The sequence below is a fragment of the Rhodopseudomonas sp. BR0M22 genome (assembly GCF_010907035.1).
In the GTDB taxonomy this organism is placed as follows: Bacteria; Pseudomonadota; Alphaproteobacteria; order Rhizobiales; family Xanthobacteraceae; genus Rhodopseudomonas.
Genome location: NZ_QUMK01000009.1, coordinates 39,669 through 54,871, shown reverse-complemented (window position 1 = coordinate 54,871; position 15,203 = coordinate 39,669). Strand labels below are relative to the sequence as shown.

The 15,203-nt window shown below is 65.7% G+C and carries 11 protein-coding genes and 1 riboswitch; of the genes, 8 read left to right on the top strand and 3 right to left on the bottom strand.

Annotated elements, in window-relative coordinates; translation table 11 throughout:
• Window positions 1-267: 267 nt before the first annotated feature.
• Both DY468_RS04530 and purH read left to right on the top strand, forming a co-directional pair.
• Window positions 268-1,983: a heparinase II/III family protein gene (locus DY468_RS04530; RefSeq protein WP_164602861.1), complete on the top strand. Its 1,716-nt coding sequence runs from the start codon at window positions 268-270 to the stop codon at window positions 1,981-1,983.
• A 142-nt stretch (window positions 1,984-2,125) separates the two neighbouring features.
• Window positions 2,126-2,207, top strand: a riboswitch (ZMP/ZTP riboswitch).
• Between the two features lie 25 nt (window positions 2,208-2,232).
• Window positions 2,233-3,822, top strand: coding sequence for a bifunctional phosphoribosylaminoimidazolecarboxamide formyltransferase/IMP cyclohydrolase (gene purH / locus DY468_RS04525; protein ID WP_164602786.1), 1,590 nt, complete (start codon window positions 2,233-2,235; stop codon window positions 3,820-3,822).
• A 246-nt stretch (window positions 3,823-4,068) separates the two neighbouring features.
• On the opposite strand, the gene DY468_RS04520 is transcribed toward purH, so the two are convergent.
• Both DY468_RS04520 and DY468_RS04515 read right to left on the bottom strand, forming a co-directional pair.
• Entirely contained in the window at window positions 4,069-5,157 is a 1,089-nt protein-coding gene (locus DY468_RS04520; protein ID WP_164602784.1) for a 3-deoxy-7-phosphoheptulonate synthase, read from the bottom strand.
• A gap of 215 nt (window positions 5,158-5,372) precedes the next feature.
• On the bottom strand, window positions 5,373-6,770 hold the full coding sequence (locus DY468_RS04515) for an MFS transporter (RefSeq protein ID WP_164602782.1): 1,398 nt from the start codon (window positions 6,768-6,770) through the stop codon (window positions 5,373-5,375).
• A gap of 104 nt (window positions 6,771-6,874) precedes the next feature.
• Here DY468_RS04515 and ggt point away from each other — a divergent pair, with 104 nt between their 5' ends.
• Together ggt and DY468_RS04505 are read left to right on the top strand one after the other, a co-directional pair.
• Window positions 6,875-8,608 (top strand): gamma-glutamyltransferase, encoded by a 1,734-nt coding sequence (gene ggt, locus DY468_RS04510; RefSeq protein ID WP_164602780.1) that lies wholly within the window; start codon window positions 6,875-6,877, stop codon window positions 8,606-8,608.
• A gap of 305 nt (window positions 8,609-8,913) precedes the next feature.
• The gene (locus DY468_RS04505; protein WP_164602778.1) at window positions 8,914-9,789 is read left to right on the top strand and encodes an SDR family oxidoreductase; all 876 of its coding nucleotides are present in this window, start codon (window positions 8,914-8,916) and stop codon (window positions 9,787-9,789) included.
• Window positions 9,790-9,902: 113 nt separating this feature from the next.
• Here the strand turns inward: DY468_RS04505 and DY468_RS04500 are convergent, their stop codons facing one another.
• The gene (locus DY468_RS04500) at window positions 9,903-10,571 is read right to left on the bottom strand and encodes a glutathione S-transferase (RefSeq protein ID WP_110786729.1); all 669 of its coding nucleotides are present in this window, start codon (window positions 10,569-10,571) and stop codon (window positions 9,903-9,905) included.
• A gap of 215 nt (window positions 10,572-10,786) precedes the next feature.
• On the opposite strand from DY468_RS04500, the gene DY468_RS04495 reads away from it, so the two are divergent.
• The 4 genes from DY468_RS04495 (at window position 10,787) to ccoN (ending at window position 15,199) form a co-directional block, all read left to right on the top strand.
• A complete protein-coding gene (locus tag DY468_RS04495) occupies window positions 10,787-11,389 on the top strand; it encodes a 2-hydroxychromene-2-carboxylate isomerase (RefSeq protein WP_164602776.1) in 603 nt (200 codons plus the stop codon).
• A 119-nt stretch (window positions 11,390-11,508) separates the two neighbouring features.
• A complete protein-coding gene (locus DY468_RS04490) occupies window positions 11,509-12,246 on the top strand; it encodes an SDR family oxidoreductase (protein WP_164602774.1) in 738 nt (245 codons plus the stop codon).
• A 73-nt stretch (window positions 12,247-12,319) separates the two neighbouring features.
• Window positions 12,320-13,252 (top strand): 2-dehydropantoate 2-reductase, encoded by a 933-nt coding sequence (gene panE / locus DY468_RS04485; RefSeq protein WP_164602772.1) that lies wholly within the window; start codon window positions 12,320-12,322, stop codon window positions 13,250-13,252.
• Between the two features lie 300 nt (window positions 13,253-13,552).
• Window positions 13,553-15,199 (top strand): cytochrome-c oxidase, cbb3-type subunit I, encoded by a 1,647-nt coding sequence (gene ccoN, locus DY468_RS04480; protein ID WP_164602771.1) that lies wholly within the window; start codon window positions 13,553-13,555, stop codon window positions 15,197-15,199.
• The last annotated feature ends 4 nt before the right edge of the window (window positions 15,200-15,203 follow it).

Below are 15,203 nucleotides of genomic sequence, written 5' to 3'. Positions count from 1 at the left end.
TGTGGGGCGGGTTTCCAGATTAAAAGGATTCGCAACGAATTTTCGTTAATTCGAGGTTGCCTTGTTTCACAACGATCTTTCGTCTCCGCCGCACGCATGTCCGCAGAGCCGTTCCAATCGAAGCTGTACCGGACTGGACGCTTGTCCGACGTCCTGCGTGATCTGACATTCGCCGTCCGCAGAAGGCAGCAACGTGATGCGTATCAACGATTGGGGGCTCTAGCGCAGGTGTCGGTCGCACCCCGCAGACGAATTTCGACGCTGATCATGGGCCGCTTCGCGCGCACCGTGTGGGCGCGCACGTCGAGCGGCTCCGTCGCGGTCACGAGGCTGTGGCCTGGCCGCACCGACCGGCTGATCATCGCCCCGCACGATCTGCGCACTGCGGACGCGACCCGTGCTGCCGAGATCTATGCCGGCCGCTTCGTCTTCGCCGGCAAGATCGTCACCTGTCACGGCCGCTCGATCTTCGATCTCGAACCGCCTTCGGATGATTGGGAAGCCGCGCTGCTCGGCTTCGGCTGGCTGCGCCATCTGCGCGCCGCCGACACCGCGATCACCCGCGCCAATGCCCGCTCGCTGGTCGACGACTGGCTCAGCAACATGTCGCGCACCGGTCCGGTCGGGCGACGGCCGGACGTGCTGGCGCGGCGGGTGATCTCGCTGCTGTCGCAGGCGCCATTGGTGCTGTCCGACACCGACGGCAAGTTCTATCGCCGCTATCTGCGTGCCCTGACCCGCGAAATCCGGGCGCTGCGCTACGCGTTGGTCGATGTTCAGGACGGCGTGCCGCGGCTGCAGGTGACGATCGCGCTGTGCTACGCGTCGCTGTGCCTTGCGAACCAGGCACGCCAGATTCGCGGCGCCACCAAGCGGCTGTCCGACGAATTGCAGCGCCAGATCCTGCCGGATGGCGGCCACATCTCGCGCAATCCGGGCGCGCTGATCGAGCTGTTGATCGACCTGTTGCCGCTGCGGCAGACGTTTGCGGCCCGCAACATCGCGCCGCCGCCGGCGCTTCTCAACGCGATCGACCGGATGATGCCGATGCTGCGGTTCTTCCGCCACGGCGACGGCAATTTCGCGCTGTTCAACGGCATGAGCGCGACGCCGTCCGATCTGCTGGCGACGCTGCTCGCCTATGACGACAGCCAGGGCACGCCGCTCGCCAGCATGCCGCATTCCGGCTACCAGCGGATCGATGCCGGTGCGACGTTGGCGATCGTCGACGCCGGCGCGCCGCCGCCTTCCAATGTCAGCCAGGAAGCCCATGCCGGCTGCCTGTCGTTCGAATTGTCGTCCGGCTCGTGCCGGATCGTGATCAACAGCGGCATGCCGACCACCAACCGCGAGAGCTGGCGCGGCTTTGCCCGCTCGACGGTGGCGCATTCGACCGTCACCTGTCACGACACCTCGTCCTGCAGCTTCGTCGAGCGCTCGGCGATGAAGCGCTTCCTGCACGGCTCGCCGGTGGTTGGCGGACCGCGGCAGGTCGAAAACCGCCGCGAGGAAGTCGCCGGCGGCGTGTTGCTGACGACCGCACACGACGGCTATCGCGACAAGTTCGGCGTGCTGCATCGGCGGGTGCTGATGGTGAAGCACGATGGCAGCCGGATCGACGGCGAAGACAGCCTGACGCCGGTGCAGGGCGGCCGCCACCGTGCCGCCCAGGCCGACTACGCCGTGCGCTTTCACCTTCATCCGTCGGTCAAGGCCAGCCGGCTCCACGATGCCCGCGGAGTGATGCTGGTGCTGCCCAATCGCGAGGTCTGGACCTTCGAGGCGGCCGACGACAAGGTCGATCTCGAAGAGACCGTGTTCCTGGCCGGCAACGACGGGCCACGCCGCTCGACCCAGATCGTGATCCGGCAGAATTCGATCGAGGCGCCGAACGTGCGCTGGAGCTTCATCCGCTCCAATGCGTCGCCGCAGGCTACCAGCGCCCGTCGCGCCGCCCGTCGCGAGCCGGAGCTGCCGCTGTAGGTCGCTCCGATGGCCGAGCGCTCATCTCAGGCAGAACCTCATGGTGAGGAGGCACGAAGCGCCGTCCTCCTCAAGATGAGGACTGGGTGCACTTGAAACCTTGGTCGCCGTTGTCGCGGCCGGCGAAAACTGCTAATCCACGCTCGCCTCGCGCGACTGGCGACCTAGGATGGAGCACCATCGGGAAGCGCGGGACGTATCTGCCGCGCGCCTGGGCATTTGTTTCCTTCCATCAGAGGATCTTGCCCCATGACTGAGCCGCGCCGCGTCACCCGTGCCCTTCTGTCCGTATCCGATAAGACCGGCCTGATCGATTTCGCCAAGGCGCTCGTCGGCCACGGCGTCGAGCTGGTTTCGACCGGCGGCACCGCCAAGGCGATTGCAGCCGCCGGCCTGCCGGTGAAGGACGTCTCCGATCTCACCGGCTTCCCCGAAATGATGGACGGCCGGGTCAAGACCCTGCACCCCAAGGTGCATGGCGGCCTGCTGGCGATCCGCGACAATGCCGAGCACAAGAAGGCGATGGCCGATCACGGCATCGCGCAGATCGACCTGCTCGTCGTCAATCTGTATCCGTTCGAAGCGACCGTCGATAAGGGCGCATCTTACGAAGACTGCATCGAGAACATCGACATCGGCGGCCCGGCGATGATCCGCGCCGCGGCCAAGAACCACGACGATGTCGCCGTGGTGGTCGAGGCCAGCGATTATCAGGCGGTGCTCGACGAACTCGCGGCCAACAACGGCGCGACCACGCTCACCCTGCGCCGCCGCCTCGCCGCCAAGGCCTATGCGCGCACCGCCGCTTACGATGCGGCGATCTCCAACTGGTTCGCGCTGCAGCTCAAGACCGACGCGCCGGACTTCCGCGCGATCGGCGGTCGGCTGATCCAGAGCCTCCGATACGGCGAAAACCCGCACCAGACCGCGGCGTTCTACGCCACCCCGGAGAAGCGCCCAGGCGTCGCCACCGCGCGCCAGGTGCAGGGCAAGGAACTGTCCTACAACAACATCAACGACACCGATGCGGCCTATGAGTGCGTCGGCGAGTTCGACGCCGGGCGCACCGCGGCCTGCGTCATCGTCAAGCACGCCAACCCCTGCGGCGTCGCCGAGGGCGCAAGCCTGCTCGATGCGTATCGCAAGGCGCTGGCCTGCGACTCGGTGTCGGCGTTCGGCGGCATCGTGGCGCTCAACCGCACCCTCGATGCGGAAGCCGCGCGCGCCATCACCGAGATCTTCACCGAAGTGATCATCGCGCCCGACGCCACCGAGGAAGCGATCGCGATCGTCGCGGCGAAGAAGAATCTGCGGCTGCTGCTGGCGGGCGCGCTGCCCGATCCGCGTGCCAACGGCCTGACCTACAAGACTGTCGCCGGCGGCCTCTTGGTGCAGAGCCGCGACAATGCGGTGGTCGACGACATGGCGCTGAAGGTCGTTACCAAGCGGCAGCCGACCGAAGCCGAGCTGCGCGACCTGAAATTCGCGTTCCGCGTCGGCAAGCACGTCAAGTCCAACACCATCATCTACGCCAAGGACCTCGCCACGGTCGGTATCGGTGCCGGTCAGATGAGCCGCGTCGACTCTGCCCGCATCGCCGCCCGCAAGGCGCAGGATGCGGCGGCTGAGCTGAAGCTCGCGGCGCCGATGACCAAGGGCTCGGTGGTCGCGTCGGATGCGTTCTTCCCGTTCGCCGACGGCATGCTGGCCTGCATCGAGGCCGGCGCCACCGCGGTGATCCAGCCCGGCGGTTCGGTCCGCGACGACGAAGTGATCAAGGCCGCCGACGACGCCGGCATCGCCATGGTGTTCACCGGCACCCGGCACTTCCGGCACTAATCTTTGAACCCTCTCCCCTTGTGGGAGAGGGTGGCGAGCGCAGCGAGCCGGGTGAGGGGGACGCAGCCGAGGCTCAATGCCCGCCTCACCCCTCATCCGACGCGGACTGCGTCCACGCCACCTTCTCCCACAAGGGGAGAAGGGAAGAGGCGACGGCCTCAACCGTCATCGCCTTTGCAGCCGGGCGACGACCATTGTTTTGCGAAAAGCGGGGCGGCGACCCGAGGCCGCTGCCCCGCTCAGCGATCAAGCCGCAGCACCTTCTTGCTGAGCGCTACGCCGCGCAGCTCGCCGGTTCTCGACCGCGGCGGCCAGCTCGTGCAGCACCGTCTCGGTCGACTCCCAGTCGATACAGCCGTCGGTGATGCTCTGGCCGTAGCGCAGCGGCTGACCCGGCACGACGTCCTGCCGACCGGCAACTAGGTTGCTTTCGATCATCACGCCGAAGATGCGGCTCTCGCCCGCCGCCAACTGGCGCGCGATATCGGCCGTCACCTTCGGCTGGTTGTCCGGCTGCTTGCTGCTGTTGGCGTGGCTGGCGTCGATCATCAGCCGCGGCGCCAGGCCGATCTTGCCGAGCACCGCTGCGGCGGCTTCGACGCTTGCGGCGTCGTAGTTCGGCGCGACGCCGCCGCGTAGGATGACGTGGCAGTCGCTGTTACCAGTGGTGGCCGCGATCGCATTGCGCCCGCCCTTGGTCACCGCCATGAAATGATGCGGCTGCGCCGCGGATTTCACCGCCTCCGCGGCGATCCGGACGTTACCGTCGGTGCCGTTCTTGAACCCGATCGGGCAGGATAGCCCCGATGCCAGTTCGCGGTGGATCTGGCTCTCGGTGGTTCGCGCGCCGATCGCCCCCCAGGCGACCAGATCCGCGATGTATTGCGGCGTGATCAGATCCAGGAATTCGGTGGCGGCCGGCAGGCCGAGATTGTTCACCGCCGACAGCACGTCACGCGCCAGCCGCAATCCCTTGTCGATCCGGAAGCTGCCGTCGAGATCGGGATCGTTGATCAACCCCTTCCAACCCACCGTGGTCCGCGGCTTTTCGAAATACACCCGCATCACGATCTCGAGCCGGTCGGCCAGGGTCTCGCGCAGCGCCGCCAGACGATTGGCGTAGTCCATGGCCGCGGCCGGATCGTGAATCGAACACGGGCCGACGACGACGAGCAGCCGGTCGTCGGCTCCGGTCAGGATGGCGTGAATCGCGCTACGGCTTGCCGCGACGGTGCGTGTCGCGGTCAGTGTGCGCGGAATCTCGCCCATCACTTCGGCGGGCGTACTCAGTTCGGTGATTTTCTGAAGGCGAAGGTCGTCTGTGGTGGTCAACACGGCAGTTTGCTCCTGTTCAGGAGACCTGCCGGCTCAAACAAAAAAGCCGCCAGGTCTGGCGGCTTGTCGGATCTCTATGCTGCAATCTTCAGATCGCGCGAAATCCTCCCGCCGCCAGCGAGCTGCTAAAATAAAAGTACCAGTACGAGGCGGTCAGGTGGATCATGCCCGCTCATATAGACCAGGTCGGTGCGTTTGTCCACGCACCGGCGCGATCACTCCGCCGAGCGCCGAACCTGGGTCAGCAGCGCCAATCCGGCGACGAAGAACAGCACCAGCACGGCCATGCCGGCTTTCTGGCTGCTGGCCAGCGCCGTGACGGTCGCGATCAGCAGCGGGCCGATGAACGACGTCACTTTGCCGGTGAGGGCGAACAGGCCGAAATACTGAGCGATCCGGTCCCGTGGGGCGATCCTGATCAGCAGCGTGCGGGATGCGGCCTGCAGCGGTCCGCCGGCGATGCCGATCAGGCAGCCGAGCAGCAGATAAGCGCGCTCCGCCGGTGACGCGAACAATGCGCCTCCCGGCTGCGGCGGCGTCACTTCGATCAACAGCACATGGCTGGGATCGATCAGCAGGATGCCGGCGATTGCGACCAGCAGGAGGAGCAGCGAGCCGGCAATCACCCGTTTGGAACCGAACGCATCGTCGAGCCTGCCGCCGACGAACGCACCGATGGTGGCGGCGATCGCCAGGATGATGCCGAAGGTGCCGATCTGGATCGTGCTCCAGCCGAAGGTGCCGGTGGCGTAGATGCCGCCGAACGCGAACAGCGACACCAGCCCGTCGGTGTAGATCATGTTGGCGAGCAGAAAGATCGCGAGCGAACGACGACGCGGCAGATCGCGCAGCGTCTCGCGGAGCTCGCGCAATCCCTCGCGGATTGCGGCGCGCGGCGCCAGCTTGGCCGGGAAGTCCGGCGTCAGCAGAAACATCGGCAGCACGAACACCACGAACCACACCGCTGTGAGCGGGCCGCTGATCCGATCGCCTTCGTGCTGCGCCGGATCGAGTCCGAACCACGGCGCGATGCCGAGCAGCGTCTTGCCGGTGTCCGGGCTGGCGGCGAGGAAGCCGAGCACCAGGACGAGTGACAGGATGCCGCCGACATAGCCGGTCGCCCAGCCGGTGCCGGACAGGCGGCCGATCTTCTCCGGCGGCACCAGGTTGGGCATCATCGCGTTATTGAACACGGTGGCGAATTCGACCCCGATAGTGGCGACCGCGTAGGCGATCAGCAGCGGCAGGATCGTATGTGGCTCGCCCGGTTTGCCGAACCACATCAGCATCGATCCGATCACCAGCATGGCGCCGAACAGCGCGATCCACGGCTTGCGCCGGCCGCTGGCATCCGCGATCGCACCGAGCACCGGCGATGCCAACGCAATGATGAAACCGCTCGCCGCGGTGGCGAACCCCCACAGCGATTGGCCGGTCGCCGGATCCGGCGCCACGTAGGTGGCGAAATAGGGCGCGAAGATAAAGGTGGTGATCAGCGTGAAGTATGGCTGCGCCGCCCAATCGAACAGGATCCAGCCGATGACGGCGCCCTGCGACGGATAGCGGATCGGTTCACGAGGTTGCGCCATGCCTTCCGCGACAGATGACGACATCTTGTTCCTTCCGCGCGTCGGCCCTGTTTTGCCTCGCGGCGTCGATTGCCTATAGGATTCGCCTGCCGCGTGGCAGCCTGCGCCGCATAAATCGGAGCCACTCGATGACGACACTGCGCGTCCCGCAACGCATTTTGATGACGCTGGCCGCGCTGGTGCTGGTGGTGCGCCCGCTTCCCGCGCCGGCGCAGGACATGCGGGGCGGCACGGCGCGCGAGCCGGCCCAAGCCGTGGTCGCCAAACACGGCATGGTAGTGGCGCAGGAACGGCTGGCTGCGGAAATCGGGGCGAGCTTTCTGGCCCGCGGCGGCAACGCGATCGATGCGGCGGTGGCGACCGGCTTTGCCATGGCGGTGACCTATCCGCGCGCCGGCAATCTCGGCGGCGGCGGCTTCATGGTGATTCATTCCGCGACGAAGAATGAGGACGTGGCGATCGATTATCGCGAAACCGCGCCGCAGGCCGCCACACAGGACATGTTTCTGACGGACGGCAAACCCGACCCGGACAAATCGCGCAAATCGGCGCTCGGCATCGGCGTGCCCGGCACCGTGGCCGGGTTGGCGCTGGCGCTGGACAAATACGGCTCCGGCAAGTTCAAGCTCGCGGACGTGATCGCGCCGGCGATCGCGCTGGCACGGGACGGCATCGAAGTTGCCGACGACACCGCCGATACGCTGCCGGATTGGCACCGCTGGCTGTCGCGCTGGCCTTCAACCCGTAAGGTGTTCGCCCGTCCCGACGGATCGCCGCTGCAGGCGGGCGACAGGCTGCTGCAGCCCGATCTGGCCGCGACGCTCGAAGCCATCGCCCAGCAGGGGCCGGATGGATTCTATCGCGGCCCGGTCGCCGAGAAGCTGTCGCGCGGCATTCGCGACGCCGGCGGGCTGATCACCCCCGAGGATCTCGCCGGCTATCGGCCGGTGCTGCGCGCGCCGCTGCGCGGCACCTATCGCGGCTACGACATCGTGGCGATGCCGCAGCCGTCGTCCGGCGGCGTGGTGCTGATCGAAAGCCTGAACATCCTCGAAGGCTACGCGATGCGCGATCTCGGGCAGGGCACGCCGCCGTCGTTGCATTTGCTGATCGAAGCGATGAAGCGCGCCTATGCGGACCGTGCCCGCTATCTCGGCGATCCGGCGTTCAGCTCGGCGCCGGTGGCGAAGCTGCTATCGAAGGACTACGCGGCGAGCCTTCGCGCCGGCATCGATCCGCAGCGGGCGACGCCGGTCGCTGAGCCGCTGCCGCAGCCGCGGGAGGGCCAGAACACCACGCACTTTTCTGTTGCCGATGCCGACGGCAATGCGGTCAGCAACACCTACACGCTCAACTTCTCTTACGGCGTCGGGCTGGTGGCCGACGGCACCGGCGTTTTGCTCAACAACGAGCTCGACGATTTCACCGCCGCGCCCGGCGCATCCAACGCCTACGGACTGGTCGGGTTCGCGGCCAATCTGCCGGCGCCCGGCAAACGCCCGTTGTCGTCGATGTCGCCGACGATTCTGCTCATGGACGGCAAGCCGGTGCTGGTCACAGGTTCGCCCGGCGGCAGCCGCATCATTTCGGCGGTGCTGCAGGTGATCGCCAATGTGATCGATTACCGGATGAACGTCGCCGACGCCGTGGCGGCGCCGCGTCTGCATCACCAATGGATGCCGGACGAGGTCCGGGTCGAGCACGGATTTCCGGACGCGACGCTGGACGCACTCCGCGCCATGGGCCACCGCGTCGTCACTCCGCTCGGCCAGACCTCGGCAAATTCGATCTTCATCGACAGCGCCGGCTTCCATGGCGCGCCGGACCCGCGAACACGGGGGGCGACGGCGGCGGGATATTAGCGATCCAGCTGTTGAGTTTGCCGCAAGCACAGCGCGCTCCCTCTCCCGCTTGCGGGAGAGGGCCGGGGTGAGGGCGCCCCAGGCAGTGAACTAACGACTTGCTCAATCCAGGATCGAGGCGCGCGCTGCGACTCGCGGCTGCCCTCACCCCAACCCTCCCCCGCCAGCGGGGGAGGGAGCTCGCCGCGTGTGCGGCGAAGGCCTCGGCTTGCACGGGTGTTTCAACGTCTCGCCGCAAGCAGATGCAGCGGCGCCCTGCTAATCTGTTCGGCCAATCGATTTGGGCGACCAGGAGGCTGCATCAGATGGCATCACTGCAAGGCAAGACGCTGTTCATCACCGGGGCGAGCCGGGGCATTGGGCTTGCGATCGCGCTGCGGGCGGCGCGGGACGGCGCCAATGTGGCAATCGCCGCCAAAACCACCGAGCCGCACCCGAAGCTGAAGGGGACGATCTACACCGCAGCCGAGGAGATCGTCGCGGCCGGCGGCAAGGCGCTGCCGCTGGTCTGCGACATCCGCGACGAGGCGCAGGTGATCGACGCGATCGGCAAGACGGTGGCGGAGTTCGGCGGCATCGACATCTGCGTCAACAATGCCAGCGCGATCAGCCTGACGAATTCGCAGGCCACCGACATGAAGCGCTACGACCTGATGATGGGGATCAACAGTCGCGGCACCTTCATGGTGTCGAAATATTGCATCCCGCATCTGAAGAAGGCGGCCAATCCGCACATCCTGATGCTGTCGCCGCCGCTCGACATGAAGGCGAAGTGGTTCGCGGCGTCGACCGCCTACACCATGGCGAAGTTCGGCATGAGCATGGTGGCGCTCGGCCTGTCTGGCGAGCTGAAGCACGCCGGCGTTGCGGTGAATGCGCTATGGCCCCGCACCACGATCGCCACGGCGGCGGTCGGCAATCTGCTCGGCGGCGACGCGATGATCCGCGCCAGCCGCACGCCGGAGATCATGGGCGATGCCGCCCACGCGATCCTGACCAAGCCGTCGCGCGACTTCACCGGCCAGTTCTGCATCGACGACAGGGTGTTGTACGAGTCCGGCGTCACCGATTTCGAACGCTACCGCGTCGACCCGACCGCGCAACTGATGTCCGACTTCTTCGTCCCCGACGACGACGTTCCCCCGCCCGGTGTGACCGTCACGCCGCTGCCGATGGGGTGACCGAATAAGACCGGATCGTCATTGCGAGGAGGCGAAGCCGACGGAGCAATCCAGAGCCGAGCACGGGACTGGATTGCTTCGCTTCGCTCGCAATGACGGAGAGAGGTCGCCGTTTACGCCTTGCCGATCTCGTAGGGCCCGCCTTTTTCAAGCGCGCGGTTGTAGGCGGGGCGGGCGTGGATGCGGTCGAGCCAGGCCAGCGCCTTTGGGTAGCGCTGGTCGAGACCGCCGCGTGAGGCGGCGGCTTCCAGCGGGAAACTCATCTGGATGTCGGCGGCGGTGAATTCGTCGCCCGCGAAATACGCGGCCTTGCCGAGTTCGCTCTCCCAATAGTCCATGTGCAGCTTGAGCTGCGGATCGACGAAGCCGGTCAGCGCGCCGGACGCCACCATCTTCACCAGCGGCCGCACCAGCGCCGGGGCGCGCTTCGGCATCATCGAGAACAGCAACTTCAGCAGCAAGGGCGGCATCGCCGAGCCCTCGGCGTAATGCAGCCAATAGGTGTAGCGCAGCCGCTCCGGGGTGTTCGGCGGCGGGATCAGCCGGCCGTCCCCGTAGGTGCCGACGATGTATTCGATGATGGCGCCGGACTCGGCGATGGTGTTGCCGTTGTCGGTAATCACCGGGGATTTGCCGAGCGGATGCACGGCGCGCAGCTCCTTCGGCGCCATCATGTCCGGCTGCCGCTGATAGCGCTTGATCTCGTAAGGGGTGCCGAGCTCCTCCAGGAGCCACAGCACGCGTTGCGAGCGGGAATTGTTGAGGTGATGGACGGTCAGCATGTCGCGAAGATCCCGGATGTCTGTCAGTGATTGAAGCGGCACCAGGCGTGAGAACGCGCTCCGCCTTAGCAAAGTTTCCGCGGCGCGGGACATCACAGTTCCGAAGGTCGCCAGCCTCGCTTCCGACCCGGTTGATCGGTCGCGGCAGACGCGCTACGGTCTTCGTAGAATGACGATAATCATATAAGGCGACCCTGCCGCTGCCGGAGGAAACCATGACCCAGCCCGCCCCGCAATTCCTGTTCGACTTCGGCAGTCCCAACGCCTTCCTGGCCCACGAGGCGATCCCGGCGATCGAGCGGCGGATCGGCGTCAAATTCGACTACGTGCCGGTGCTGCTCGGCGGCATCTTCAAGGCCACCAACAACAAATCCCCGGCGGAGACGCTGGCCGGCATCAAGAACAAGCGCGAATTCCACGCGCTCGAAACCGAGCGCTTCCTGAAGCGCTATGCGGTCAAGCCGTATGTCTGGAATCCGAATTTCCCGGTCAACACCCTCAACCTGATGCGGGCCGCGGTCGCGGCGCAGCTCGACGGCGTCTTCGACAAATACGTCGAGGCCGCGTTTCACCATATGTGGGTCGAGCCCAAGAAGATGGACGATCTCGAAGTCGCCGCCGCGGCGCTGTCGTCGTCCGGCCTCGACGGCAAGGCCCTGCTGACCAGTGCGCAGGAGCCGGAGGTAAAGGCGAAGCTGATCGCCAACACCGAAGACGCCGTCCAGCGCGGCGCGTTCGGCTCGCCGACCTTCTTCGTCGGCAAGGAGATGTTCTTCGGCAAGGAACAGCTTCGCGACGTCGAAGAGATGTACGGCTAGCTTCAATCGATCTCTCCCGTCATTGCGAGGAGCGAAGCGACGACGCAATCCAGTCGCTCCGTGCTGAGAACGTGGATTGCTTCGCTTCGCTCGCAATGACGAGCTTGAGGGAGACGCCCGTGCAGCCACGCAACGCAACCGTCGCGGTGATCGGAGCCGGCGATTACATCGGTGCGGAGATCGCCAAGAAGTTTGCCGCCGAGGGCTTCACCGTGTTCGCCGGCCGTCGCAACGGCGACAAGCTGGCGCCGCTGGTGGCGGAGATCGAGGCCGCCGGCGGCAAGATCGTCGCGCGGTCTCTGGATGCCCGCAAAGAGGACGAGGTGACGGCGTTCCTGAACGACGCCGACGCCCACGCGCCCCTGGAAGTGACGATCTTCAACGTCGGCGCCAACGTCAATTTCCCGATCCTGGACACCACCGATCGGGTGTTCCGCAAGGTCTGGGAAATGGCGTGCTGGGCCGGCTTCGTGTCGGGTCGGGAGTCGGCGCGGCTGATGCTGGCGCGCGGGCAGGGCAAGATCTTCTTCACCGGCGCGACAGCGTCCTTGCGCGGCGGCTCGGGGTTCGCGGCGTTCGCCTCGGCCAAGTTCGGCCTGCGTGCGGTGGCGCAGTCGATGGCGCGCGAACTGATGCCGAAGAACATCCACGTTGCGCATCTGATCATCGACTCCGGGGTCGACACCGCCTGGGTGCGCGAGCGCCGCGAGCAGGTGTTCGGCAAGGATGCGCTCGCCAATCCCGATCTGCTGATGCCGCCCGCAGCCGTGGCCGGGGCCTACTGGCAGCTCTACCAGCAGCCCAAGAGCGCCTGGACCTTCGAGATGGAGATCCGCCCCTACGGCGAGAAGTGGTGAGAGGTATGTCGTTACGCCGCTCGCGGCTGCGGCGCGATCCGGCTAAGACACGCAAAAATGCCATGAGGACGCGATGCGGGTTTTGATCGTTGGTGCCGGCGCGATCGGCGGCTATTTCGGCGGGCGCCTGCTGCAGGCCGGCCGTGATGTCACGTTCCTGGTGCGGCCCGGCCGGGCGGCGGAACTCGCGCGCGACGGGCTGGTAATCCGGAGTCCGCACGGGGATGCGACGATTCCCAATCCGCCCGCCGTGCAGGCTGCGGCGCTGAAGCCCGACTACGACCTTGTGGTGCTGAGCTGCAAGGCGTTCGACCTCGACGACGCGATCACGTCGTTCCGCCCCGGCGTCGGTCCTCGCACCACGATCCTGCCGCTGCTCAACGGCATGAAGCATCTCGACGTGCTGGATGCCGCGTTCGGCCGCGACCGGGTGCTCGGCGGCCAATGCGTCATCGCGGCGACCCTCGATGCAAAGCGCCACGTCGTGCAGCTCGCGCCGATGAGCGCGATCACCTTCGGCGAGCGTGACGGCGCGATGTCGGAGCGGGTGACGCAAATTGCTGCGGCGCTCGGTGGCTGCGATTTCGGCGTCAACGCCTCGCCGGTGATTGTGCAGGAAATGTGGGAAAAATGGGTGTTTCTTGCGACGCTGGCGGGGTCGACATCGCTGATGCGGGGCGCGGTCGGTGACATCCTGGCGGCGCCCGGCGGTGCCGGTTTCATGCTCGGGGTGCTCGACGAGATCGCCAAAATTGCAGCCGCGGCCGGTCACCCGCCGCGCCAGGCCGCCGTCGATCGCACCCGTTCCATGCTGCTCGCGGAAGGCTCCAAGCTGACCGCCTCGATGTTCCGTGACATCCAGGCCGGCGCCAGGATCGAGGCCGATCATGTCGTTGGCGATCTGATTGCGCGCGGTGAGGCCGGCGACGTCCGGACGCCCCTGCTGCGGGTCGTCTACACCCACCTCAAGACCTACGAACGGCAGCGCGAAATCGTGTCCGTGTGAGGGCGTTCAGCCCTGGGTTGCGCGACTGAAAATCATTCGCTGATTTCAGCCTCATTCTTTCGTCGAACGGCTGTCTCGGTCCATCGACCGGGACTCGTAAGCGGCCGAGGACGGGTGCGACAAGTCACGATGGTTCTTGCAATTTCGAGGCATTTCATCGAAAAGCACGAGGTGTCGATCGCACCGCACAAAACGCCCGCCACAGTGGCGCAAATTTGGGCATTTTGATTTCGATCAAATGTGCGGTCCCGAAACCGGGGATGGTGCAGCTACCTGCCCGCCGAAGAAAAGATTGATCAGATGAATCAAGCCCTGAATTCGAAGCGGATCACCCTTGGCGAGGGTGGTCTCACGATCGTGTTCATATTGACCACGATCCTGTCCATCTATGCGGCGATCTACGCCCATGATGCTCCCTTCGCATTTCACGCCTCGCTCGCGGCCGCGTTCAGCGCCTGGGCGGTGTTCGCGATTATCGTCCGGCATCGCAGCCGGTCGGGCCTGCCGCCGCAGGAGATCAACGGCGCTCCGAACTACAATTTGGGGCCGATCAAGTTCATGTCCTTCATGGCCATGTTCTGGGGCATCGCCGGCTTCAGCGCCGGCCTCTATATCGCCCTGGAGCTGGCGTATCCCGGTCTCAATATCGCCCAATGGGTGAATTTTGGCCGTCTGCGACCGCTGCACACCTCCGCGGTGATCTTCGCCTTCGGTGGCAACGTGCTGCTGGCGACGTCGTTCTACGTCGTCCAGAAGACGACGCGGGCGCGCCTCGCCGGTGACCTCGCCCCCTGGTTCGTGGCGATCGGCTACAACTTCTTCATCGTGATCGCAGGCACGGGCTACCTGCTCGGCGTCACCCAGTCGAAGGAATACGCCGAGCCGGAATGGTACGCCGACCTGTGGCTGACCATCGTCTGGGTCACCTACCTGCTGGTGTTCCTGGCGACCCTGATGAAGCGCAAAGAGCCGCACATCTACGTCGCCAACTGGTTCTATCTCGCCTTCATCATCACCATCGCGGTGCTGCATCTCGGCAACAATCCGACGCTGCCGGTCAGCTTCCTCGGTTCCAAGTCCTACATCGTCTGGTCGGGCGTGCAGGACGCGATGTTCCAGTGGTGGTACGGCCACAACGCGGTCGGCTTCTTCCTCACCGCCGGCTTCCTCGGCATCATGTACTACTTCATCCCGAAGCGGGCGGAGCGGCCGGTCTATTCGTATCGGCTGTCGATCATCCACTTCTGGGCGCTGATCTTCCTGTACATCTGGGCCGGTCCGCACCATCTGCACTACACCGCACTGCCTGACTGGACGCAGACGCTCGGCATGACGTTCTCGATCATGCTGTGGATGCCGTCCTGGGGTGGCATGATCAACGGCCTGATGACGCTGTCGGGCGCGTGGGACAAGCTCCGCACCGATCCGGTGCTGCGCATGATGGTGGTGTCGGTCGCCTTCTACGGCATGTCGACCTTCGAAGGTCCGATGATGGCCATCAAGGCGGTCAACTCGCTCAGCCACTACACCGACTGGACCATCGGCCACGTTCACTCCGGCGCGCTCGGCTGGGTCGGCTTCGTGTCCTTCGGCGCGCTGTACTGCCTGGTGCCGTGGGTGTGGGGCCGTAAGCAGCTCTACAGCATCCGCCTGGTCAACTGGCACTTCTGGATCGCGACCCTCGGCATCGTCCTCTACATCTCGGCGATGTGGGTGTCGGGCATCCTGCAGGGTCTGATGTGGCGTGCCTACACCTCGCTCGGCTTCCTCGAATACTCGTTCATCGAGTCGGTCGAAGCGATGCATCCCTTCTATGTCATTCGTGCCGCCGGCGGCGGGTTGTTCCTGATCGGCGCGCTGATCATGGCCTACAATCTCTGGATGACGGTTCGCGTCGGCGAACGGTCCGAGGCGCAGCCTCAAGCTGCCCTGCAGCCCGCCGAGTAAGGAG